The sequence below is a fragment of the Ideonella azotifigens genome, assembly GCF_006519715.1.
Taxonomy (GTDB): domain Bacteria; phylum Pseudomonadota; class Gammaproteobacteria; order Burkholderiales; family Burkholderiaceae_C; genus Ideonella; species Ideonella azotifigens.
In genome coordinates, this window is the sequence record NZ_VIDT01000006.1 from 13,104 (window position 1) to 36,737 (window position 23,634).

The window sequence follows — 23,634 nt, forward strand, 5'->3', positions numbered from 1 at the left end:
TGCTGCGCGGGTGCCCGTTCCAACTCGGGGATGAATCCATGAACGACCTGTTGATCTCACTCGCGCTCGGCCTGGGCATTGGCGTCGCCTGCCGCTGGTTCGACCTGCCACTGCCGGCGCCACCCAAGCTGGTGGGCGCGCTGCTTGTCCTGTCCATCACGCTCGGCTTCACCGGCGTTGACCACCTGCTGCGAGGCGCCGCATGAAAGCCGGCCCGACACAGAAGACCAGGATCGTGATCGGCCTGCTGCTCGGCGTGGCGATTGGCGCGCTGTGCCGCTGGGCCGGCATCCCGTCGCCAGCACCGCCCGTGCTGGCCGGTGCGCTGTTGGTCGTGGCGATGACCCTCGGGTACATCGCCACGGATCGCTGGGTCGCGAAAAGGGAAGCCAGGCACCGGGACCTGTGCGGCGGGCCGGACGGCTCGCTCAAGCAAGGCCGGTGACATCGCCAGGCCCTCCCTGCCGGACCTCGCAGCGCGGCTCTACCCAACCGCGGGCGCCTGCGCCGCTTACGCCCAGAGGCCTAGCGCGCGCCAACCCGAGTGCGGGTGCCGGCAGGTGATCGGTTCGGCAAAGTGGCCGGACATTGCCCACCTGCTCCGAACACGACGACGGCCACACCCGGCGGTCGCCTTCGTCACAGGCGGGTGGTGGTGGCTGGCAAATGGACCTGCCCGTGGCGCAAGCCGCAGGCTCCGTCCGCATTTTCAACAACGCCTCGAAGCGAGGCTCACACGCAAAGGTCATACATGGCACACGTACTCACCACCGGCGGCGGAAAAGCGCTGCTCGATGCCTCCGACGTCGCGATCCTGCTGCTGGATCACCAGTCAGGCCTGCTCCAGACCGTGAAGGACATCGAGATCAGCGAGCTGAGAGCCAACGTCGCATCCCTGGCCAGGGTCGCGGCCTTGATGGACATCCCGGTCATCACCACCGCATCGGTGCCAGATGGCCCGAACGGTCCGCTCATCTCCGAGATCGAGCAGTTCGCGCCTCGCGCAACCTACGTTTCACGCAAAGGGGAGATCAGCGCCTGGGACAACGAAGACTTCGTCAAGGCCGTGCGCGCGACGGGCAAGAAGACGCTGGTCATCGCCGGCATCTGGACCAGCGTCTGCGTGATGTTCCCGGCCCTGGACGCAGTGGCCGCTGGATTCAAGGTCTATGCGGTCATGGACGCCTCTGGCGACCCCAGCGAGTTGACCTCGCGGGCCACGCTGGCCCGGTTCACCCAGGCCGGTGTGGTGCCGACCAGCATCAGCGCGATGGTTTGCGAGCTGCAGAGAACCTGGAACCGGCCCGACGCAGCAAAGTACGCCGAGATCTATGCCCTCTTCTCCCCGCACTACGCCGCCGCCATTGAGAGCTACCAGCGCGCGCAGCAGGCTGCGAAGGCATAACTCGGACGGTGCGGCACAGGGAGAGCCGCCCGAGTCTTGGGCGAGTTCTCAGCTGAGCGATGTGAAAGGGCCGCCGGATGGTGCAAGAACACCACCCGGCGGCCCTTTCGCACTGGTTGAGAAAAACAGTCAGGCCACCTTGGTGGTGGCCTGACACTGATCATTCAACCTGCCCGACGCTGCAGCCCGGCGTTCAGCGAACCACCCGCTGCAGGAACTCGCGGATCAGGTCGCCAATCTGCCGGCTGTGGTCTTCGAGCGCGAAGTGGCCGGTGTCGAACATGTGGATTTCGGCGTTCGGCAGGTGACGCTTGTACGGGGGCGCCCCGGCCGCAGGGAAGATCTCGTCATTCGCTCCCCAGGTGATCAGCATCGGCGGCTGGTACTTGGTGAAGTACTCGTGCCAGGACGGATACAGCGGGACGTTGGTCCGGTAGTCGTAGAACAGGTCAAGCTGGATCTCGGCGTTGCCAGGCCGGTCGAGCAGGGCCTGGTCGAGCGTCCAGGCGTCGGGACTGACCAGCGACATGTCCTTGAATCCGGTGCTGTACTGCCAGTACGTTGCCTTCAGGGTCGTCAGCCACCGGATGGCCTCGCGCTCCTTGGCGGCACCGGTTTCCCAGTAGGCCATGATGCCGTCCCAGAACGGGTGCCCGAAGCCCTCCATGTACGCGTTGCCGTTCTGAACCACAAACGCAGTGACGCGCTCCGGGTGCTTGACCGCCAGGCGAAAGCCCACCGGGCCGCCGTAGTCCATCACGTAAAGCGCGTACTTCTCGATGTCGAGCTGGCGGGTCAGCTTGTCGACGATGTTCGTGTAGTTCTCGAAGGTGTAGGCGAACTTCGCACGATCAGGGCTCTCGCTCTGGCCGTAGCCCGGGTAGTCCGGGGCGATGACGCGAAACTTGTCCGCCAGCTGGGGGATCAGGTTGCGGAACATCTGCGACGACGTGGGGAAGCCGTGCAACAACAGAAGCACCGGGGCGTCCATCGGACCCGCATCCCGGTAGAAGACTTCGACGCCGTCGACCTTGACTCGTTCATACCGGATGTCGGTCGGCGATGATGTGCGGGGGGTAAGCTGGTCCATGTGATTCCTCGTCAGTAGATGGTGGGGCGCCTCCGGTCTGCGGATGCAGCAAGCCTGGAGGATGTCGTCATGACATCGCGTGTCTCAGCGTGTGATGACGGACGTTTCAAGGTTAGGCACCAGCACTGCGAGGCACATCCTGCAGAGGGTGGTGTCGAGGGTGGCCTTTGGATGGAAAGGACAGCAGACATGGCGCGATCCGGATGCGCGATATCAGGCTGATTCGGACAAAGAGGCACCTAAATTCACGACCCGGAATAACTGAGAATTCAATGCGGCGGGCCTGATGACGCATCGACACGCCAGCATCAACGACCTGCCCATCGCGCAAGCGGATCGGAAGTTCTTCTGGCCCCTGGGCCGGCGGCCCGACGATCATCCCGGACTGACTGAACTGGGACTTTGAAGGTCCACGCCTCCTTGCGCCACAACTTGCCATTCGCCAGCGCAAAGCCCTTCGGTCGCGGCTGGGCGGCATCAGCCCCTACTCATCACCACTTTCGTGATGCCGGGGGAAGATGATTTTTCGTCGCCCGAACAAGCGGGCATCCAACGAATAAGCCCCGGGGCCCAGCATTGCGAGCGCCGCGGCCTCAAGGATCGTGCAGACGGGCCCCAAGTCCATCTCGCCGGTGCCATTGACGCAAATCGCCAGGACCAGGGGCACGCACATCGCCGAGAAGACGGGCGTGAAAAGCCCGATCCAGAGCGCGATCGCCACCGTCCAGGGCGCCAGCATGGCCACACCGGATGTGAACGGGCCAGGCGGCCGGAGTGCGCCGTCCAACAGGAGAACGCTCAGCGCAATCCGCATGATGAGCAGCGCGACGCCCGGTGGCCCGCCAGGGAACGCGGAGAACAGTCTTTGCATTTGCTCGCATGCTATGAAGACGCCATCGAACGGAAAATGCCAATCCGGGTAACGGCCACTCAGCCCTTGGAGTGATTTCGAGTGCCGCGCCGCTCGATAGAGTCGAATTCACCACCATTCGAGTCGAGCGCCAATGAAGCGAAGCCTGCGGCGGTTGCCATGGTGCCGGCTTGTCTGCCTGCTCAGTTGTGGCAGCGTTTGGGGGGCCGACCAGGGCCCGGCGCCGCCGCTCGCCTTCATCCGCTCAGATGGGTTCATCGTTTTCTGCGGCGTTGGCGTGGCGCTGCTGGCCTTGGCCGCTTTCCGGTTCTGCGTCCAGCGGGCCGCCGCTCGCATGCGCGCCCGCTTCGAAGAACGCATGGCCGAGCAAACATGCATCGCACGGGAACTCCAGGACACGCTGCTGCAAAGCACACAAGGCCTGATCCTTCAGTTCCAGGCCGCGGTGGACCACATGTCCCCCGAGGATCCGGCCCGCGCCGCCCTGCTGGAAGCGCTGGACCGCGTCGAAGCCATGCTGACGACAGGCCGCGAGAGGGTGCTTGACCTGAGGACCTCGGAGGAGCCGTTGGGCGACCTGCCGGTGGCCTATGCCGCCACCGGCGAAGCGCTGAGGCAAGGCCGCAATGTGACCTTCCGCACCATCGTCGATGGCACGGCACGTGACCTCCAGCCCTTCGTCAAGGCCGAGCTCTATCGCATTGGCAGGGAGGCGCTGCTCAATGCATTTCGCCACGCACATGCGGCCACCATAGAAATCCAGATCGTCTATGGAGAAGACAGGCTGAGCATCCGCATCCGCGATGATGGAACAGGTGTTGATGCGCGCATGCTCGGGCAGGACAAGGGCCCTGCTCACTGGGGTGTCGTTGGCATGCAGGCGCGCGCGGCGCGAATCGGCGCCCGACTCGATTTCTGGAGCCGCGCGGGTGCCGGCACCGAAATCGAGTTGCGCATTTCGGCTGCGCTTGCCTACAAGCCACCGTCGAAGATCGGCCGATGAAGAGACGACTCAGAGCTGTTCGTTGAGGATGCCCCGGCGCATCGCGATGACGACGGCCTGAAGGCGGTCACTCGCACCGAGCTTCACGAGAATGCTCTTCATGTGGGTCTTGACGGTCTCTTCCGAAACCCCGAGGCGATCTGCGACCTGCTTGTTGGCGCCTCCCGCGGCCACCTCGCCAATGACCTCCACCTCGCGCGGCGAAAGCGCCTCGTCGGTCAAGCGCAGGGAAAGCTCCTGCGCCACCTCAGGCGCGATGAAGCGCTTGCCGCCATGCACGGCATGCACAGCGGCCACCAGTTCCTTGCGAAGCGCGTTTTTCAACAGGTAGCCGCTGGCGCCAATCTTGAGCGCACGAAGGGCTTGCACGTCACCGCGGTAGGTGGTCAGCACCACGATGCGCGCTGACGGATCCCTGCTCAGCATTTCACCCATCGCGGCCATGCCATTCATGCGTGGCATCTGCAGGTCCATGAGCGTGACATCAGGCTTGTGCTGCTCGAACAGCGCCAGCGCTTCGATGCCGTCGCCCGCCTCGGCGACCAGGGCCATGTCAGGCTGGCCGGAGATGACCGCGGCTATGCCCGCGCGGACCATCGGGTGGTCGTCAACCACGAGGAGGCGAATGGGGCGATCGTGAGGCTCAGACATGTTGGTTGGCGCGCCCTGCAGCGTTCAAGGTTCGTGCGGGACGTTACCGCCCTACCGGGACCATCGTCAACCTGCACGGCGCGCGACTCCCTCTATCGAGTGAGGCGCCCGTCCCTGCGTCGCGGCTGGCGAGGCTTGACCCGGCTCCCTAAAGTCCTGATCCATCAAGTCACCTCATCTGCCCATTGGAAGTCACGATCGATTGCGGACGACACCCTTCGCCAGCCACGTCAATGCGCAGGCATGGGCGCCTGGGTTGCCGCTGCGATTTTCCCAACTGTGAGGTCTGCACCTCGTGTGATGGAGAAGATCATGAAGCCTGAACCCCGGGAAGCCACGCCAAGTTCATATGAATTTGGAAAATTCCTGCTTGTTCCTGAACGTCAGGCGCTGCTGGAAAGCGGTACTCAGGTCCGGATTGGCGGCCGCGCATTCGAGATGCTGACTGTCCTGGTGACTTGCGCCGGCGAAGTGGTCAGCAAGCGCGAACTGCTTGAACGCGTCTGGCCGGACACGGTGGTCGAGGAAAGCAACCTCAAGGTGCACATGGCGGCGCTGAGGCGTGTGCTGGGTGACGATCCATCAGCGGCCAGGTACGTCGCGACGGTGACGGGGCGCGGCTACCGATTCATCGCAGAGGTCACGGCCCACACCTCGCCCGCGGGGCGGGCATCTTCTTCGACGTCAACGCCACGGCGCAGCAATTTACCGGCCGGTCGCGCGAGCGTCCTGGGCAGGGACGATGTGATCGACATGTCGTGGGATGAGTTGACCCAATGCCGCCTGATTTCCATTGTTGGCGCGGGCGGCGTGGGAAAGACCACGGTCGCGCTCGCGGTGGCCGAGCGAGCGCTGGGCGCGTTCAAGGATGGTGTGTGGCTGATCGATCTGGCGTCACTCACAGAACCCCACGAGATGCCCGGCGCAATCGCCAGCGCGATGGGTCTTGCACTGCATGGCCCTGGCGAATGGGCGGCATTGTGCGAACACCTGCGCGAGCTCGCGCTGCTGCTGGTGCTCGACAACTGCGAACATCTCATCGATGGCGCGGCCCGCTACGCCGCGCAGATTCTCGCGACCGCGGCCAACGTGAAGATTCTCGCCACCAGCAGAGCACCGCTACAGATGGCGGGAGAGCGGGTGCGCAGGCTCGCCGGATTGTGTGCGCCGCCTCGATCAGAACGTTTGAATGCGACACAAGCGCTGCGTTTTCCCGCGATCCAGCTCTTCGTGGAGCGGGCGACATCGAGCTTTGAACGGTTCGAGTTCCACGACGCCGACGCTGCTGCGATCTCGGAAATCTGCCGAAGACTCGATGGTCTCGCGCTGGCGATCGAACTGGCTGCGGCGTGCATACCTGCTTTCGGCGTCGGCGGTTTGCTGGGGCAACTCGACAATCGCCTGCATCTCCTGATGGGTCGCCGAGCGGGACCAGAGCGCCATCGGAGCCTGGCTGCGAGCTTCGACTGGAGCCATGCCCTGCTTTCGGAAGCCGAAGCCACCGTCTTGCGTGCTGTCTCGGTGTTCGACGGCGAATTCGATTGCCCGGCCGCCGCGGCCGTCACGGACCTGAGCCTTGAGCAAACGACGGAGGCGCTGGGCACGCTCGCCGAAAAGTCGCTCGTCACGGCAAATTTCGGTGGCCCCACAGTCAGCTACTTCCTCCCGGAAACGACAAGGCACTGCTGCCTTGAGCGCCTGGCGCTGAGCGGGCAGGAACACCTGGTCCGCTTCAGGCTCGCGCATCACCGGCGTGGTGCGCTCGATCAGCAAGGCGCGGCACTTTCGCCGCGGGACACAGGCCAGCAACCACCGAACTCCCCGTGCAGCCACTGCGGCACGAAACGCGGAGCTGCCTGCGAGGCGCCGCCAATCACACCCTCCAAGGGCCATCATGACCAGTCGAAGAAACTTCCTGAACACCTCAGCCGCTGCAGCGGCTGCCACGCTCGCGTCCACGCCGGCCCTTGCCGCACGGCGGCCACCATCGCCTGACATCGCGACCACCGTTCCCGATGGCCTCAACCCCGTCGGCGTTCGCACGGCAGGCGTGCGCCTGGTCCCGGTCGTCGGTGGCAAGTACAAGGTCTGGACCAAGCGCGTCGGCAACGGCGCGACCAAGGTCTTGCTGCTGCACGGTGGCCCCGCCTTCTCGCACGAATACCTGGAAGTCATGGCGGCATTCCTGCCCGAGGCCGGCTACGAGATCTATTTCCATGACCAGCTGGGCGTCAACAACTCCGATCAACCAGCCGATGCGTCGCTGTGGACGGTGCCGCGCTACCTGCAGGAGGTGGAGGAAGTCCGGCGTGGCCTGGGCCTCGACAAGTTCGTGCTGTTTGGCCACTCGTGGGGCGGCGTGCTGGCCATCGAGTACGCGCTGAAGCACCCCCAGGCGCTGAAAGGCCTGGTGATCTCCAACATGGTGGCCGGCATGCAGGCTTACCTGAAGCGGGTCAACCACCTCAAGGAGACCTTGCTGCCTGCGCCGCTGCTCAAGCAAATCAATGCACTCGAACAGGCCAAGGACTTCGACAACCCGGCCTATGAGCAGATCATCATGGCGAACCTCTACAACAGGATCATCTGCCGGCTGGACCCCTGGCCCGATGCGCTGATGCGCAGCTTCAAGCACATGAACAAGGACATCTACATCCAGATGCAGGGGCCCAGCGAGTTCGAGGTGAGTGGCAGCCTGAAGGACTGGGAACGCTGGGATCGCCTGAAGGACATCAAGACCCGCACCCTCATCCTCGGCGCCATGCACGACACCATGGATCCGGAAGACCTCCAGCGCATGGCAAAGATGATGCCGAACGCCAGGGCGGAGATCTGCCCCAACGGCAGCCACCTGGCGATGTGGGACGACCAGGATGCCTACTTCGGCCACCTGCTGCGCTTCCTGGCAACCGTCTGATGCGTCAGTGAGCCTGGTGCCGCGACGTTCACTCGCGGCCCTGGGCTGGCAACCCATGTGGCGCTGGCACTGCCGGCGCCACATGGCACGGGTCACCGGAGGTTGCGCCCGAGAAACGCCATCATCCAACGCGCAATTTCGTCGCCATGCGAGGCCAATGCGAAGTGACCGGCGCCATCGATCATGTGGACCTCCGCCTTGGGCAGGTCGCGCTTGAATGCCTCTGCGCCGGCGGGCAGAAAAAACGGGTCGCCAGCGCCCCAGACCGCCAGCAGTGGCGGTTGGTGCTTGCGGAAGTAGTCGTGCACCGCCGCGTACTGCTTCAGGTTGGACCGGTAGTCCAGCAGGATGGCCAGCTGGATGTCTTCCTGACCCGGGCGATCCAGGAATTGCTGGTCGAGCAGGTAGTCATCCGGGTCGATCCGGGACGGCTCTTTCACACCCTCCAGGTACTGCCAGCGGGTGGTCTCGAGCTTGAACAGCTTGCGCAAGGGGTCACGATGCTGCGGTGAGGGGTCCGCCCAGAATTCGCGCATCGGTGCCCAGCCAGGGCTGAGGCCCTCCTCGTACGCATTTCCGTTCTGGGTCACGATGGCCGTGATCCGGTCTGGATGGGCGACGGCCAGCCGCCAACCGATGGGCGCGCCAATGTCGAAGACATAGAGCGCATAGCGCTTGACCGCCTTCACCTCGGTGAACCGGTCGACCACCTGCGAAAGCTCGTCAAAGCTGTAGTGAAAGGACCCGCCATCCTTCACCTGTGTCAGCCCAAAACCCGGGAGGTCGGGCGCAAGGACGCGGTATCGAACCGCAAGCTTCGGAATCAGCGCCCGGAAAAGGCGGGATGACGTGGGGAAGCCGTGCAGCAGCAGCACCACAGGTGCATCCGCAGGGCCCGCCTCGCGATAGAAGATCTTGTGGCCATCCACCTCCGCAAACTCATGTCGCACGACCACTTCGGCATTCGCGGGCGAGGCGGCATGCACCTTGGCCCCCACGAGCAGCAAAGCGAGCGCCACCAGGGAAATCCATCGGAATGTGTTTCGGAGTGAGCGCATGGCAGGTTTCCTGGTGAATGACAAAGCGTGGGCGATCGAAAGAATCCCTCATTGAGGACCCTGAATTTGTCAAGTCTGATGAAGCCGCGTGCGGCGAACCAGGTGGCTGCCCGCTACCAGAAGTGGACCCGGGCCTCCGGGGCCAGGTAGAGCTTGTCGTTGGGCTGAACGTCGAAGGCCTTGTACCAAGCGTCCATGTTGCGCACCACGCCATTGAGCCGGAACAGCGGCGGCGAGTGGGCGTCGATCAACACGAGTTGACGCAGCGTGCCTTCGCGGATCTTGGTGCGCCGAAAGCGCGCATGCGCGAGGAAGAAGCGCTGGTCACCGGTGAGCCCATCCAACACCGGCGCCCGGCCGTGCTTCTGCTGGTAGAGCTGGTAGGCGAGATAGGCCGCTTCCAGGCCGCTGAGGTCGCCGATGTTTTCGCCCATGGTGAAGGCGCCGTTGACCTTCAGGCCTGGCAGCGCCTCATAGGCGTCGAACTGCTGGCGCAGCGCCGTGGTGCGGGCCTGATAGCCGGCCTTGGCGGCATCGGTCCACCAGTTCTCCAGCTTGCCTGTGGGTCCGTGGCCGCTGCCCTGGTCATCGTAGGCATGCCCCATCTCATGGCCGATGAGCGCGCCGATGGCGCCATAGTTCACCGCTGGGTCCGCATCGGCCTCGAAGACCGGCGGCTGCAGCATCCCAGCCAGGAAGGTGATCTGGTTGGTGGACGGGTCGTAGTAGGCATTGGGTGTTTGCGGCAGCATCAGCCAGCGCGCTTTGTCCACCGGCTTTTCGAGCTGCGACACGGCCCGGCTGCGCGCCAATGCCGCATGGCTCATCATGCTGGCCAGCAGGTTGGCACGGTCGACCTTCAGCGCCGAATCGTCCACGCGGTAGGCCGGCGCACCGATGCGGGCTTCAAAGGCCTCCAGCTTGGCCAGGGCTTTCTGCCGGGTGGGTGCATCCATCCAGGCGGACCGACGGATCAGCATGCCGTAGGCGGTGCGCAGGTTGTCCACCAGCTCTGTGACCTGCGCGGCGGCGGCCGGCGGGAAGTTGCTCGCCGCATAGGCCTGGCCCACGGCTTCGCCCAGCACGTTGTTGACCAGTTGAACGCCGAGCGCCGAGCGGAGCCGCTGCCGCTGCACGCCGTAAAGCGTCTTGCTGTGGAACTCGAAATGGGCCTCGCCAAAGGCCTTGGGAAGGTAGGCCGCGTTGTCGTTGACGAAGCGGAAGGCAAGGTAGTCCTTCCAGGTTTGCAGCGGGGTCTCGGCATAGATCCGGCCAATGGCGATCACCGCGGTGTTGTTGCCCAGCACCACTGCGCGCGGCGACTTGAAGCCGTAGGCTGCGAGCCAGCGCTTCCAGTCGAACTGCGGGACAGTCGCCTGCAGCGCAGCCAGCGTCTTCGGGTCGTTCATGCTAGCCTCGTCGCGCGATTGCGTGCCTGACCAGTGCACCCGCGCCAACGCCGTCTCCAGCGTCATGATGGCTTCGGCCCTGGCGGCCGCAGCGTCGAAGCCGGCCAGCGCCAGCATGCGCTGCACGTATGCGCGATAGGCCTGGCGGTTGGCTTGGTACTTCTCGCCTTCGAGCAGGTATTGGTCGCGGGTCATGCCCAGTTCGCCCTGGGCAACGGCGATCACATGATGGTCCGGGTTCTCGAAACCCGGCACGACGTCGATGGCGATCGGCGAGGCGTACCCTGGCGCCGCGAAGAGCGCCTGAAGGTCGGCGCGGCTTGCGACAGCGGCGGCGCGCGCAAGGTAGGGCTTCAGCGGCTGGACACCACGCGCCTCGATCTCGGCAGCGTCCATCCAGCCCGCGTACAGATCGCCAGCCATGCGCATCGAGGCGCTCACCGTTTCCGGATGGGCCGCGGCCATCTCCAGCAGTTCGCGCACTTTCGCCTCCGCATCGGCCGAAAGCTGGGCGCTGGTGCCGACCACCTCGCGATCCGCCGGGATCTCGGTGCGCGCCGCCCACCTGCCGTTGGCGTAGTGCCAGAAATCATCGCCTGGCCGCACGGTCTCGTCGCGTGCGCTCAGGTCGATGCCGCTGGGCAACACGGTGGCCGAGGCCGGTTGGTCCCAGCCGGAGATGGACATGGCCACTGCAGCGAGCAACGCTCTCAACTTCAATTTCAAAACAACCTCTGTCAATCCGGCATGGAAATCCAGCCGTGGCAGATGGCCACGGTGGCAAAAATCTCGCAGCGCCCATCGGCCACTGCGAGGCGTCATGCGGGCAACGCTTGCAGGACGCCTGCGCTGGCAAAACTCCGCGACTGAGCGCCGGTGGCGCGTGGCACGCTCCTGCCACCCGTTGCCGGCGCTCGCCTGGGCGCCGTGTTCCCATCGGAACCCGCATCTGCCGACCGGTCGATGAGCCCTCGCTGGGAAGCCACCCACAAGGCTTCGGTCCTGCAACGCGCACCGAGCTTCGTCAGCAGCCCTCGCATGTGAGACTTCACCGTGCCCACGGAGATGCCCAGGGTGCGAGCCACCTCCTTGTTGTTGTTGCCGCGGAAGACCAGGGCGAGCACCTCGGTTTCGCGGGAGGTCAGGACAGGCTGCGCCAGGCTGTCCGCCATGCGAAGGGTGGCGGCGGTGCAGAGATGCCGGCGCCCTGCCGCGACCGCACGCGCCGCGTTCACGATCTCGTCTGCCGAGCAGTCGATCAACACATAGCCACGCACGCCAGCAGCAAGTGCACTGCGGATGTCGCTCTCCTGTCCCATCATGGACACGACCAGGACGTTGGTTCGGGGGTGAAGTTGATGGCTCTTCGCCCAGCTGATCCCCTTGTCATGGTCCAGCACGACCACGTCGGGGTCGCTCGGCTGTGTTGCAGGGCCGCCAGCTTCTGCGCCCCCTCGTACTTCAAACTCTGGCCACGAAGCGAGGATGCGGCGCAGCCCTGCCTCGATAACGGCGTTCTGGTGCGTCACGTCTATGACGGCGGGTGTGACCAAAGCCATGGCATCGCTCCTTCAATCTTGATGCATGCATGGTCGCCCTCGGCGGCAAACAAGGCCAGTTAACCGCGGTTAAATCTCATGCCCCCCCAGCCGCCGACAGTCGCTCCTCCGCAGCAGCGCACGTGCAAGGATGCGCATGGGGCGTCCCGTCCGACTCAGGACTCTGCGGCAAGGCAACGCGCACCAACGCGCCGCCCGACCCAGGAGCGCCGCCTTCGCTTGTAGGCGATCCTTGCCGGCACCTCGATGGCCACCGTGGTGCCCTGCCCACCCGAGCTCACGTGCAAACGCGCGTTCAACCGCTGCGCCCGTTCCTGCAGGCCGATGAGGCCCCAGCGTCTGGCGTGCGGCTGGTCCGGCTCGAACCCGTGACCGTCGTCTGTGACTTGCAGATGGAACTGCCTGGGCGCATGGGCAATGCGAAGCTCGACGCGCGTGCCCTGCGCATGGCGAAACGCGTTGCTCATGGCTTCCGTGGCGATGCGCTGGCATTCCTGCACGGCGACAGGATCGAGTTCGCGCAGCGGGCCCTCGATGCGCATGTCGAAGGAGATGCCGGTGTCGCGCGACCAACGCTCGCCGATGAGTTTCAGATCCTGCGCAAAGTCGGTCGGACGGGCTGTCGCCAGACGCAGGTTCGTCACGGCATCACGCCCGTCTGCAATCACTTCGTCGGCACAATCCAGCGCGTCTTTCATCAAGCCCCTGGCGTGCTCGTGCGGCGGGATGCGCTCCATCACCGCATGGAACCGCAACACCAGGCCATTCACGGCTTGCAGGAAGGTGTCGTGCAGTTCGCGCGCGATGCGCTCCCGCTCGACCATCCGCTCCTCCAACCGCAGGCGCAAGCGAGCCTTGATCGAGCGCAATCTCGACCAGTACAGCAGCCCCAATGCCGCAGCGGCGGCTGCACCGCACAGCGCGATGAACCAGGGCGTCTGTACGAAGGTGGGGGGAATGACGAACTCGATGCTGGCGCCCGTTTCATTCCACACGCCGTCGTTGTTGGAAGCGAGGACCTGGAAACGATGGTGGCCTGGCGGAAGGTCTCTGAAGTACGCCTCCCTGCGTGTCCCGACCTCCTGCCATTCGCCATGCCCATCGCCGAGGCGATAGCGGAACATCACGCGCTCGGGCATCGTGAGGCTGGTCGCGGTATAGGAGATGTTCAGATCGCGGGTGTGCACCGGCAGTTGCGTGGGCATGCCTGGTTGCAAGGCGTACACGGTGCCGTCCGCAACGATCGACTTGATGATCACCGTGGGGGCGATGACGTTGCGCGCCGTGCGCGAGGGCTCGGTCCAGACGACACCGTTGACCGTTGAAAACCAGATGCGGCCGCCATTGCCCATCGCCGCTACTGGCAGCCCCGACAAGCCATCCAGGTAATTCAGCAACGCATAGCGGACGGGACGTTCAGGCCGGCCGAGCGCCGGGGCCAACTCATCGGCGGTGATGTGCACCACGCCCTCGACCGTGCTCAGCCACAGGTCACCGGTCGGACCCGGCACGATGCCAGAGACCCCGATGAACGCGCCGCGGGTTCCCGTGACAGGCCGCAGCACACCGCCCTCCAGGTGCCACAGCCCTTTCTCGGCGCCGACCCAGATGCGATCGCCTTGCTGCCCGAATGAAGCCACGGCGCCCAGGCTCGCTTGCGGCTGAGCGTCCTTCGGCGAGGCCATGATCGCCAGGCTGTCGCCGTCAAGGACCGCCACCGTGCCATCGTCATGGCCGAACCAGACCCGGCCCCGCGTGTCGGTGAACAAGGCCGTCGTGTTTTGCGTGGGCATGTCGGTGCGTCCGCCCCACAAGGTCCACGCATCCCCGACCACCCGGTACACACCAACCCGCAGCACGGACACCCACATGGCACCTTGGGCGTCCTGTGTCATGGTCTGGATGTTGGAGTAGGCGTAAGCAGCCGGGCCACCCTGTGCGCCAGGCCGGGCCGAGCGCCGCCAACGGCGATCAGGCTGAAGCTCCCAGATCGAATCCCCACCTGCCACCCACAGCGAGCCCGCAGCGCTGCTGTAGACGGTATCCACTCCCACGCCCGCCAACTTGTTGAAGTCGATCTGCGTCCGGGAGACCGGCCCGGCGCGAAAGATGTTGCCCCGCGACGTGCCGATCCATGCGCCGCGCTCACCCGCAGGCGCCAGTGAAAACTCGTTCGATCCGACATCCAATGGCAATTTCAACAGGGCCGGCGCACGAAAGCGATCAAGTCCGGCGCGGGTTGAAAACCACAGATTGCCTTCCCGATCCTCCAGCGCGGCCGAGACGGATTCGCCGGTCAAAGGCGCGAGATCCGCCTTGTAGCCGCGCCACCCATTGGCCGTGGATGCTGCGTTCTCCGAGGACGGTGGGAAACGGCTCGCGCCCTCGCTCCCCCCAACCCACAAGTGGCCTTCCCTGTCGAAGACACACGTGGCCTCTTCGCTGACGGTGACCTGCCTGTCGTGCCATTCCGGCACCCACGCGCTGGCGCCGAGCGGCACTTTCAGCGCCAGCGTGCGCACGTGCCCCGAAGTGCACAACATGGCCGCGCCGCCGGGCGCCAGGAGCATGGTGATGAACACGGACTTGCCGAGCGTGATCGGCAATTTCTCGAACCGTGTCGCGCCGTCCCTGAGATAGAAGATCTGCCCGTTACCCTTCACCCACAAGGTGCGATCGCGATCGACAACAAGCGCCTCCAGGGGGCCTGTCGGCGCGTTCCAGGCGGCGCCCACCGCCTGCCACCGCCCGCTTTCGAGTCGGAACAGCCCTCGTGTCGTCCCGGCCCATACCTTCCCATCCCCTGCATGCCCGATGGCCGTCACGGACGAAGCGGGCAACCCCTCTGCCCGGCCGTAGTTGACCAGGCGGCCACCCTGCAAATGGCTCACGCCGCCGAGGTGGTGCCCGATCCACAGGCCACCATCCACCGCCACGTGCAATGAATAGATGTCCTGCGACAGGAGCGAAACCTCGTTCGTGCCGGAGAAGCGCTCGAACGCCACACCGTCGAAGCGAAACAACCCACCCGAGGTACCCAGCCACAGAAAGCCGTCGGGCGTCTGGGCGATGGCCTCTATGCCCGTCGGCACGCCATCATGGACGGTCCACTGCGTGTGATAGAGCTGCGAGACGCTGTATTGCGCAGGCAATGCCTGCGCGGCCGGAAAGGTCAGCGCATTGACCAGGAATGCCTGCACCAGGCACACGCTCCAGGCGCGCAGGCACCGCCAGGTCATGAGGAAGTCGAGCGCCTGCGACGGGTGCTGGCCATGGTGGTGTGCGGGCAAGCGTCGCGTCGTACTCACATCGCTTCGAGGATGCGGCGTGCGTTTCGCAGGTCTTTCGTTTCAAACCCCTCGTTGAATTGCCGGTAGATGGACGACAGCATGTCCTTGCCCCGACCGCGGGAGCCGGAATCTGCCCACAGCGCCGCCAGGTTGGTTGCCGAACGCAGTTCCCAGGCGAGCGCCCCTTGCGCGTGTGCCATGTTGATCGACTGGAGGTAGCACTCGGCCGCCGCATCGGCCCACCCTGCCTGCCTGCCCGCTTCGATGAATGTTCCTTTCAGGCGCAGCATCTCGGGGATGCCCCAGACCTGACCACTGCTGGCGGAAAGCGAGAGCGCTTCGTCGATGTTCGCGAGCGCACCCGTGGTATCGCCGCGCAGCGACAGCACGTGACCCAGGTTCGCAATGAATGGCGCATATCGAATGCCAACGCTGCCGTCGCGAATCTGGACCAGCGTTTCCTCATACCGCTTCAGGTCAACCTCGCGGCCGGAATCGAGCAACCATTTGATGCGCACGCACTCGGTCATGGCGCCCCACATCGGCAAGCCATGCGCTGCCGCATGCCGTGCGGCGAAATTCAAGGCCTGCTCCGCACCAGCAAAGTCGCCGGTATAGATGGCAAGAGGCGCTGCGGTCATTGCAATGGCGGAACAGATGGGCACCGCGTGGTTACTTTGCTCTGCCTCTACGCGATGGCGCTTTGCGGTCGCGAGGGCCTGTTCTGGAAAACCGAGCAACCACTGCACAAACGCCAAGGATCCACGGGCCTCCAGACGCTGATTGAACTGGAATCGGGCGGTCTCCCAGCCTGCTCGCGTTTGAACCGGTGACGCGAGGAAGTCTTCAAGGTGGCGGTGCGACTGAGACAGGTCGCCCAGGTAGTGCAAGGCAGATCCCGCGTGAGCGTCCGCATTGGCGACCGAGATCAGGTCCCCCTCCGCGCTTGCGAGCGCTCGTATCTCGGCGGACAGTGCCAGGGATGACCGCGAGTCGCCCTCCCACAAATGGTATTCCGACAGTCTCTTGAGGCATTCCAGCCGCAGGTCCGCACGGTTCAATTCTTCGGCAAGCGCCAAAGCCTTCGTGAAGAGGTCCTTGACTTCCTGCATCGGACCGCGCGTGAACAATTGCGCCCCACCGGCGGCCAGGCACAAGGTCAGTTCGTCCTGCCTGGTTCGGTCGGTCCCGAGGCTGTTCTCCAGTGCCCGCTTCACGAACAGCCGGCATTCCTCGAACAGCGACAAGCGTTCCCAGAACGGGATTGCCGCCACGGTGAGCTTCACGCCCAGTGCAGCGTGTGCCGAGCCGGCAAAAGCCCAGCCAATCGCGGTGCGGATGTCGTCGATCTTTTCGGCGTGACGAGCGAGCCAGTCCGGCCCAGTCAAACGAACATCATCTGCCTTTGCATTCCCAGCCAGCTCGAGGAAATGCAGTGCATGGCGCAGGTGAGCACTGTCCGGCTCGTCGTGTGCGGCGAGCTTCTCCGACGCATAACTGCGGGTGGTGTCGAGCAGCCGATATGCCAGCTCGATCTCGCCGGGCTCCGCCGCAAGCAGCGATTTGGCGACAAGGTTGGCCACGCCCTCGACCACCTTGACGCGGTCAATGCCGTCGTCAGCGGCAACAGCACAAGCGGACGCCAAGGTGAACGCGCCTGCGAACACGGAAAGCCGAGACAAGATTTTCTGATCGTTGTTCGACAGGAGATCAAAACTCCAGTCGATGGTCGCCATCAGTGTCTGGTGCCGGTCCGGACCCGACCGGCGTCCTTTCAGCAGCCGGAATCGGTCGTTGAGCCGGGCCAGGATTTCGCCGATCCCGAAAACATCGACTCGCGTGGCGGCCAGCTCGATTGCAAGCGCGTGGCCGTCCAGACGCCGGCAAATCTCGGCCACGGCGGGGGCATCCGCATTGCTCAGGTTGAACGATTCGAGTCTGTCCACCGCGCGTTCGACGAAGAGCTCCACAGCCGGAAAGGCCACGGCTTGCGCTCGGTTGATCGCCGGTGTGACCGGTGGTGTTTTCAATCCCGGCAGCCTTCGAACCCGCTCGCCCTGCAAGCTGAGCGGCTCCCGGCTGGTGACCAGGATCCTGACTTTCGAAGCCTCCGTGAGGAGGCGGTCCACGCAAGTGGCTGCGGCGTCGATGATGTGCTCGCAGCTGTCGAGCACCAGCAGGATCTCTCGATCACGCAAGAAGCTGCACAGCGCGGCGAGCACATTGGCCGAATGCGCCGCCATGCCGATGGCGGTCGCGATGGCATTGGGGATCAACGACGAATCCTTCAGCGGCGCGAGGTCCACCAGCCAAACACCGTCCTTGAACGACGGGAGCGCGCGGTCAGCGGTGGCAATCGCAACTGTCGTCTTCCCGATGCCGCCCGGCCCGACAAGCGACACGAGCCGCGATCCTTCCAGGTCCTGCTGCAGGGCGGCGATCACTTCCGCCCTTCCAACAACCCGTGTCGTGCCGGTGGGCAGGTTGTGCTTGCGCATGGGCTGCGCATGGTCCACCAAGGATTCGGCCAATCCCGAGAACTGAACATCGGCCACGAACCGATAGCCTCTGCCGATCACGGTCGCGATGTACCGGGGGGCGCCACCCTCTTCGCCAAGCAGGCGCCGCAAGCCAGCCATGTTCACCTTGAGATTGCTCTCGTCGACGATGGTGGTCGGCCATGCGCGCGCCATGAGTCCCCGCTTGGTCACCATCTCCCCCGGACGCTCGACCAGCGCGGTGAGAATGTCGAGCGCACGCCCACCGATGCGCAGCGGCGTTTCACCTTTCAGCAGCAACCGTCGTTCAGGCAAAAGGGTGAACGGCCCGAAGGCGAATGCCCTCCGAGCCTGCTCCGCCGCGTGGTTCATGACTCTCCGTACTCCTCGCGACCAAAAATTGCAGAAATCAATTCGGCAAGTGAAGGCTATCTTCCGATGCACACCGGATCAATTCTTCTTTGGTCGACGATGGGCGACGAGAGGTGGGGCGACGCTAGACTTTGGTCGAGTTGCACCTCCTCTTTGTGCAGACTGCCTGGCGATTGCAGCACGCAGACACCTGCCACGCCGTCGCGCCGCTGCCATCCGGTGGCCCCTTAGCGATTGGTCGAGCAGCCCTAGACCATGGTCGAGTTGGATGCGACATCGGGCACACGGTAAGCTGCTCGCCTGCGACCGGGCGCGAGAAGCGGCTGCGCTCGCACGGATGGAACATGGTCCTGGCTGAGCCAGCCGCGAGGAACTTCTGTGAGTGAACTATCACCGTCTGGTCCGCTGGATGCGGCTCGCCAGGCGACGCTTCCACACGCGGTCGCTGAAGACAAGGCATTGCGGCAGAGCGACGACGACTTCGAACATCTCGTCCGTCTTGCGTCGACCTGGCGGGGACGGGACCCAACGGCCATCGTCGAGAGCATGCTGGAGACGCTGATCGACATGCTCGGCCTGGACTTCGCCGCCCTTCGCTTCAGCCACACCATCCATCTTTTCCTGCGGACCGGCAACGCCCTTTCGACCACTCAACCCGCTGGAGATCTCGTCCCTTCGATTGACGCCTGGCTTGCGGCCCACCCGCAACTGGGGTCGGCATCGATGGTGGTTGGCGGCGAGGTGCTGGGTGTTGCGGCGGTGCCGCTGGGCGAGATTGCCAGCATGGGTTCGCTGGTGGTCGGCTCGCGGCGCGCTGGCTTTCCGCTGCGCTCGGAATGGCTGCGTCTGAAGGTCTCAGCCATGCAGGCGGGTCTGGCGTGCCGGGAGATCCGCGAGCTGAACGACCTGCGGCCACCTGCCGACACCCGCATGGAGAAGCCCACCGGTGCGGCGCTCGCAGAAAGCGAATGGCGGCTGAACCTCATCATCAACACGATACCGGCGATGGCCTGGTCGGCAACGCCGGACGGCATGCTGGACTTCTGCAACCAGCATTTCCTGGACTTTGTGGGACTCTCTTCCAGCGAGATCCTGGGCTTGGGCTTCTATCGCATCTTTCACCCGGATGACATGCCCCACCTTCTGGCCGCGTGGCAGGAGATCATGGCGTCCAAGCGCGTCAGGGAAATCGATGGCCGGATTCGGCGCGCCGATGGTGAATACCGGTGGTTCACACTTCGGCAGAACCCTTTGCGGGACCCCAGCGGCAAGGTCGCGAAATGGTATGGCGTCGTCCTGGACATCGAAGATCGCAAGCGCGCGGAAGAAGCCCTGAAGGAGGCTCGGTCGGCCCTGGTGGCCAGCGAGCAGAACCTTCGCCTCATCGTCGACTCGCTGCCTGTCCTGGCGTGGGTGGCCCGGCCAGATGGCACCGCTGAGTTTGTCAATCGACGCTGGGCCGAATACGCGGGCGTGGAGGCCGAGCAGATTCTCGAGTGGGGCTTCCTCAACTTCTACCACCCCGACGACGTGGCGGGCATGGTCGAGACATGGAAAGACGCGCTGGAGACGCGCGACCGCATGGACCTGAAGGGACGGATCCGGCGATTCGATGGCGAGTACCGCTGGTTCTATTTTTCCGGGCGCAAGATCACCGACGCGAACGGCGTGGTCCGGTGGGTCGGTGCCAATGTCGACTTCGAAGATCTTCAGCGCGCCGAAGACGCACTCAAGGCCAGCGAGCAACGCCTGAAGTTGATCATCGACACCATCCCCGTCATGGCATGGTCTTCCGAACCGGATGGCTACGTCGATTTCTTCAGCAAGAACCTGCTCGATTTCTGCGGGCTTCGGTACGAAGACGTGGTGGGAGAAGGCTACAGCCGCATGTTCCATCCCGAGGACCTGGATTACATGCTGCGCCGCTGGGAGAGGGTCCGGTCAATCAAGCGCGGCGAAGAGATCGATGCACGCGTTCGTCGGTCTGATGGGGAATACCGCTGGTTCACGTTTCGACAGAGCCCTCTGCTGGACGCCAACGGGGACGTCGTGAAGTGGTATGGGGCGCTCATCGACATCGAAGATCGCAAGCGCGCGGAAGATGAGCTGCGCCAGAGCCAGAACGAGCTGGCCCGCGTGGCACGCATGACCACCCTGGGAGAGCTGGCCGTGTCGATTGCACACGAGGTGAATCAGCCGCTGATGGCCATCGTCACCGATGCAGGGACCTGCATGCGCTGGCTTGACGAGGCGCAATTCGACGCCACTCGTGCGCGGCAGGCGGCCGAGCGGGTGGTCCGGGAGGGACATCGCGCCGGAGAAATCGTGGCCGGCATCCGCGCACTCGCTCGCAAGGCGCCCGCGCGCATGGCGCCCATGGACCTGCATCAGGCGATTCGTGACGTCCTGCTGGTGTTGAACGGCGAGTTCCGGCGACGCGGCGTCGATGCGGGCTTCGACGTCGGGCAGCAACCCCTCACGGTGCTTGGCGACCGCACACAATTGCAGCAAGTGCTGCTGAACCTGCTGATGAACAGCGTGGAAGCGATGGCAGACACCGAGCAAGCAGGCAAGCGCCTGACGATCTGCAGTACCGCGCGTGAAGACGGGTTTGGCGAGGTGAGCGTCATCGATACCGGCACCGGTGTCGAGCGCAACGACCTGGACCGCATCTTCGACGCCTTTTTCAGCACCAAGCCAGGCGGCATCGGCATGGGCTTGTCGATCTGCCGCTCCATCGTCGAAGCCCATGGCGGAACGGTCTCCGCCAGGAATGATGTGCCGCGCGGCAGCATTTTCAGTTTCACGGTGCCTTTGGCAGTGGGAGCCATGGAATGAGCCAAAGGTCGGAAACCGTCGTCGTGATCGATGACGACGCCAGCGTGTGCGAGGCCTTGCGAGGCCTCTTCGAGTCGGTGGGTCTGCTCACCAGGACCTACGGGTCTGTGCAGGCGTTCCTTGCAACCGAGCCGCCGGAAGGCTCATGTTGCGTCGTGCTCGACATTCGGCTGCCCGGGCAAAGCGGCCTCGAGTTCCAGGAAGCCCTGGCGAGAAGCGGCTCCCCTCAAGCAGTCATCCTGATCAGCGGCCACGTCGATGTCCAGATGGCCGTGCGTGCAATGAAGGCAGGCGCCGTCGACGTCCTCGCCAAGCCGGTGCGCGAACAGGACTTGTTGGAAGCCGTCAACCGCGCCATCAAACAGGCGGCAAAACGGCGCAGGGACATCGAACGCATGGCGGCGCTGCAGGCCAGGCATGCACTTCTGACAGACCGTGAGCGCCAGGTGATGGCCTTGGTCACCGCAGGCCTGCTGAACAAGCAGATTGCCGAAAGAGTGAGCATCGCCGAGGCCACGGTCAAACTCCATCGCGGTCAGGTAATGCGAAAAATGGGCGCCGAATCGGTGCCTGAGCTGGTACGGATGGCGGATTTTCTCGGCCAGGAAGGCGGCCACGAGAGCGGGGACGCCGGTCCGCTTGGGCCGCAGTAGCCAGGCACGGTCGGCCCACGAATGGGCTCACAGCCCGCCACGCCTGGGAAGGCCGCGCGGACCCGAGGTCTGGATGCGGCGGTGCGCAGAGCGGTAGCCATGGCCCGCAGGGCGCACGGAAATCGTCACGCGTTCCGGCGCCAACCCGCACCAGACGAGCAGCACGCCGGCGTCCTGCAAATGGCGTCCTGGTTGGTCGTACCCACGACGACCATTGCCGGGCAGACGCCACAAGGCAAGACAGGCCGCATGGTCGTCGGTATGGAGCGCGCGCCGTGCGCGCGCCGGGCCCAACTGGCCAAGGTCGTCGGCAACGGCATCGCGATGGCTCAGCGCTTCGCCGTGGCTTCGTCTTCTTGGTCCACCCCGCTCGGGACGAAGCTCACGCCATGGTGATCCAAGTAGTCCCGAATCAACCGCCGGACCACCTGAGACGGCGTCACGTCTTGCCTTGCGCAAAGAGCTTCGAAGGCCTTCTTTTTGGCGGGGTCGACCAGCACCGTCAGGCGCGCAGTTTTGAGTTCCATGCGATCTCCGTGTGTCTTTCCGTATGCCATTTACATTATCATTTTAGTAACATCCAGAGCAAATTAGATTGCACGGTTACGGCAGAGACCTCGGCCAGCAGCACCCTCGTTCTGGCGCTTCTTCCTCTGCCTCACTTCTGGTCCTCCCTCATCGCCTCACTGCTTGCCCTGCCCCGCCATGCCAGAAACCCAAGAGTCGGCGCAATTCGTCAAGCCGTTCGTTTACGAGAGTTTGAGCTCCAAAGCCCTGCACTTCTCGATCTGCGAGATCCAGAGCCGGATGCTGATCCAGGACCCGCATGCGCTGGACCTGGAATACACGCGCACGATGATGGGCTTCCTGCTCTTCAACCCCGATCCGGAGAGCATCGCGATGATCGGACTCGGCGGCGGCTCGCTGGCAAAGTTCTGCTACCGCCATCTGCCGCGGGCACGCATTCAGGTGGTCGAGATCAACCCTCATGTGATTGCGCTGCGCGATGAATTCCACGTGCCGCCCAACGACGAGCGTTTCACGGTACTGCGTGGCGACGGTGCCCAGTTCGTGCGGCTGCGCGCAACGCGGCCCGATGTGCTCATGGTCGATGGCTTCGACAGCCAGGGCCAGCCGGCCCGCCTGAGCTCGCAGCGCTTCTACGACGACTGCGCCAAGATGCTGCAGCCGGACGGGATCATGGTGGTCAACCTGCACTACGGGCACATCAGCTACGACAAGCACCTGGAGCGCATCCGGCGCAGTTTCAACGACGCCGTGCTGGTCGTGGACGATGGCGAACTGAGCAACAGCATCGTTTTTGCAAGGAAGGGCCATCCGTTCGAGCAACTCCCGCCCGGCATCATCCGTCCCCCCAAGAACCTGGATGTGGTGGCTGCGAAGCAACTGCTGGCCGCCTTTGCGCTGATCGCGTCCGCGCTCAAGGATTGAGGCGACGGCGCCACCGCAGCCAGGCTGTGTTGAGCGGGCATCCTGTCCGGTTTGTGCCCATCCAATTCACTGTCGAGAAGACAAACCTCGAAGGAATTGCTGGCCCGAGGCATGCGGATGGGCAAGGACCGGGTGCAAAAGCTGATGCAACTGCACGGCGCAGTGTGGGTGGCGACATCAGCAACATCGCCACCGAAGGGAGCTGCTTGTTCCTGGCCGTGGTGATTGCCGCTGAATTTGCAGCGCCATGCGAGGTGCCGATGGCGATGGCCAGGGCATCGACACCGGTGCGGGCAAGGAAGTCGGCTTCGGAATCTCGAACGGCGGCGATGTCCAGCCGAGTGCCTGGCGTGTCAGGGCGATCTCGGCGTCGCCGAGCAGTGCACCATGCGCATCCGCGCTGCCAGCGCGATTTGGCGAACCTCGGCCGATGGTCGTCCCGCAGCGGACGAGCACCGGGCGGCCGGCGGCTCGCGCCGCGTCCAGCGCGCGGTCAAGGGAGCTTGCGTCGTGGCCGTCGATGTCGCGCAGCGCCGTCCTGAGCGCCTAATTCGACCCGGCGTTGCGA

18 protein-coding genes and 3 pseudogenes are annotated in these 23,634 nt (G+C 64.4%); 10 read left to right on the forward strand and 11 right to left on the reverse strand.

Features of this window, described 5'->3' with window-relative positions; all coding sequences use genetic code 11:
- Positions 1-38: 38 nt before the first annotated feature.
- The 3 genes from FKP22_RS01080 to FKP22_RS01090 all read left to right on the forward strand — a co-directional run bounded on the left by FKP22_RS01080 (position 39) and on the right by FKP22_RS01090 (position 1,405).
- Entirely contained in the window at positions 39-206 is a 168-nt protein-coding gene (locus FKP22_RS01080) for a DUF1427 family protein (RefSeq protein WP_141284342.1), read from the forward strand.
- Positions 203-445 (forward strand): DUF1427 family protein, encoded by a 243-nt coding sequence (locus tag FKP22_RS01085; RefSeq protein ID WP_141284344.1) that lies wholly within the window; start codon positions 203-205, stop codon positions 443-445. Before FKP22_RS01080 ends, FKP22_RS01085 begins: the two co-directional genes overlap by 4 nt.
- Positions 446-751: 306 nt before the next feature.
- Positions 752-1,405, forward strand: coding sequence for an isochorismatase family protein (locus tag FKP22_RS01090; protein ID WP_141284346.1), 654 nt, complete (start codon positions 752-754; stop codon positions 1,403-1,405).
- A 193-nt stretch (positions 1,406-1,598) separates the two neighbouring features.
- On the opposite strand, the gene FKP22_RS01095 is transcribed toward FKP22_RS01090, so the two are convergent.
- Complete coding sequence (locus FKP22_RS01095) at positions 1,599-2,495, reverse strand: alpha/beta fold hydrolase (RefSeq protein WP_141284348.1); 897 nt, start codon at positions 2,493-2,495, stop codon at positions 1,599-1,601.
- Positions 2,496-2,760: 265 nt separating this feature from the next.
- Here FKP22_RS01095 and FKP22_RS01100 point away from each other — a divergent pair.
- Positions 2,761-2,901 (forward strand): annotated as a pseudogene (locus tag FKP22_RS01100) (DUF1348 family protein); the annotation flags it as partial.
- Between the two features lie 78 nt (positions 2,902-2,979).
- Here FKP22_RS01100 and FKP22_RS01105 read toward each other — a convergent pair.
- Positions 2,980-3,366 (reverse strand): hypothetical protein, encoded by a 387-nt coding sequence (locus tag FKP22_RS01105; protein ID WP_141284350.1) that lies wholly within the window; start codon positions 3,364-3,366, stop codon positions 2,980-2,982.
- A gap of 334 nt (positions 3,367-3,700) precedes the next feature.
- On the opposite strand from FKP22_RS01105, the gene FKP22_RS01110 reads away from it, so the two are divergent.
- Complete coding sequence (locus FKP22_RS01110; RefSeq protein ID WP_170200685.1) at positions 3,701-4,369, forward strand: sensor histidine kinase; 669 nt, start codon at positions 3,701-3,703, stop codon at positions 4,367-4,369.
- A 9-nt stretch (positions 4,370-4,378) separates the two neighbouring features.
- Here the strand turns inward: FKP22_RS01110 and FKP22_RS01115 are convergent, their stop codons facing one another.
- Positions 4,379-4,984, reverse strand: coding sequence for a response regulator (locus FKP22_RS01115; protein ID WP_231012340.1), 606 nt, complete (start codon positions 4,982-4,984; stop codon positions 4,379-4,381).
- 336 nt (positions 4,985-5,320) lie between these two features.
- On the opposite strand from FKP22_RS01115, the gene FKP22_RS01120 reads away from it, so the two are divergent.
- Positions 5,321-7,015 (forward strand): ATP-binding protein, encoded by a 1,695-nt coding sequence (locus tag FKP22_RS01120; RefSeq protein WP_170200686.1) that lies wholly within the window; start codon positions 5,321-5,323, stop codon positions 7,013-7,015.
- On the forward strand, positions 6,915-7,937 hold the full coding sequence (locus FKP22_RS01125) for a proline iminopeptidase-family hydrolase (RefSeq protein WP_141284358.1): 1,023 nt from the start codon (positions 6,915-6,917) through the stop codon (positions 7,935-7,937). The genes FKP22_RS01120 and FKP22_RS01125 overlap by 101 nt, the downstream gene beginning before the upstream one ends.
- Before the next feature lie 92 nt (positions 7,938-8,029).
- On the opposite strand, the gene FKP22_RS01130 is transcribed toward FKP22_RS01125, so the two are convergent.
- The 5 genes from FKP22_RS01130 to FKP22_RS01150 form a co-directional block, all read right to left on the reverse strand.
- Positions 8,030-8,956 carry an alpha/beta fold hydrolase gene (locus FKP22_RS01130; RefSeq protein ID WP_231012346.1) on the reverse strand — a complete coding sequence of 309 codons (927 nt, stop codon included), beginning with the start codon at positions 8,954-8,956 and terminating at the stop codon, positions 8,030-8,032.
- Positions 8,957-9,108: 152 nt separating this feature from the next.
- Positions 9,109-11,091, reverse strand: coding sequence for a M13 family metallopeptidase (locus FKP22_RS01135; protein WP_170200687.1), 1,983 nt, complete (start codon positions 11,089-11,091; stop codon positions 9,109-9,111).
- A 131-nt stretch (positions 11,092-11,222) separates the two neighbouring features.
- Positions 11,223-11,963 carry a response regulator transcription factor gene (locus FKP22_RS01140; protein WP_141284365.1) on the reverse strand — a complete coding sequence of 247 codons (741 nt, stop codon included), beginning with the start codon at positions 11,961-11,963 and terminating at the stop codon, positions 11,223-11,225.
- Between the two features lie 155 nt (positions 11,964-12,118).
- Positions 12,119-15,253, reverse strand: a complete 3,135-nt coding sequence (locus FKP22_RS01145; protein ID WP_141284367.1) for a sensor histidine kinase — start codon at positions 15,251-15,253, stop codon at positions 12,119-12,121.
- A gap of 14 nt (positions 15,254-15,267) precedes the next feature.
- The gene (locus FKP22_RS01150) at positions 15,268-18,123 is read right to left on the reverse strand and encodes an ATP-binding protein (RefSeq protein WP_141284369.1); all 2,856 of its coding nucleotides are present in this window, start codon (positions 18,121-18,123) and stop codon (positions 15,268-15,270) included.
- Between the two features lie 930 nt (positions 18,124-19,053).
- Here FKP22_RS01150 and FKP22_RS01155 point away from each other — a divergent pair.
- Entirely contained in the window at positions 19,054-20,961 is a 1,908-nt protein-coding gene (locus FKP22_RS01155) for a PAS domain-containing sensor histidine kinase (RefSeq protein WP_141284379.1), read from the forward strand.
- Between the two features lie 23 nt (positions 20,962-20,984).
- A complete protein-coding gene (locus FKP22_RS01160) occupies positions 20,985-21,614 on the forward strand; it encodes a response regulator transcription factor (protein ID WP_233446791.1) in 630 nt (209 codons plus the stop codon).
- A 329-nt stretch (positions 21,615-21,943) separates the two neighbouring features.
- Here FKP22_RS01160 and FKP22_RS01165 read toward each other — a convergent pair whose 3' ends face one another.
- Positions 21,944-22,141, reverse strand: a complete 198-nt coding sequence (locus tag FKP22_RS01165) for a ribbon-helix-helix protein (RefSeq protein WP_141284373.1) — start codon at positions 22,139-22,141, stop codon at positions 21,944-21,946.
- Positions 22,142-22,319: 178 nt separating this feature from the next.
- Between FKP22_RS01165 and FKP22_RS01170 the strand changes: the two genes are divergently transcribed.
- Positions 22,320-23,066 (forward strand): spermine/spermidine synthase domain-containing protein, encoded by a 747-nt coding sequence (locus FKP22_RS01170; protein ID WP_141284375.1) that lies wholly within the window; start codon positions 22,320-22,322, stop codon positions 23,064-23,066.
- A 241-nt stretch (positions 23,067-23,307) separates the two neighbouring features.
- Here FKP22_RS01170 and FKP22_RS33620 read toward each other — a convergent pair.
- A pseudogene (locus FKP22_RS33620) lies at positions 23,308-23,382 on the reverse strand (class II fructose-bisphosphate aldolase); the annotation flags it as partial.
- Between the two features lie 50 nt (positions 23,383-23,432).
- Positions 23,433-23,597, reverse strand: a pseudogene (locus FKP22_RS33625) (thiamine pyrophosphate-binding protein); the annotation flags it as partial.
- Positions 23,598-23,634: the final 37 nt, after the last annotated feature.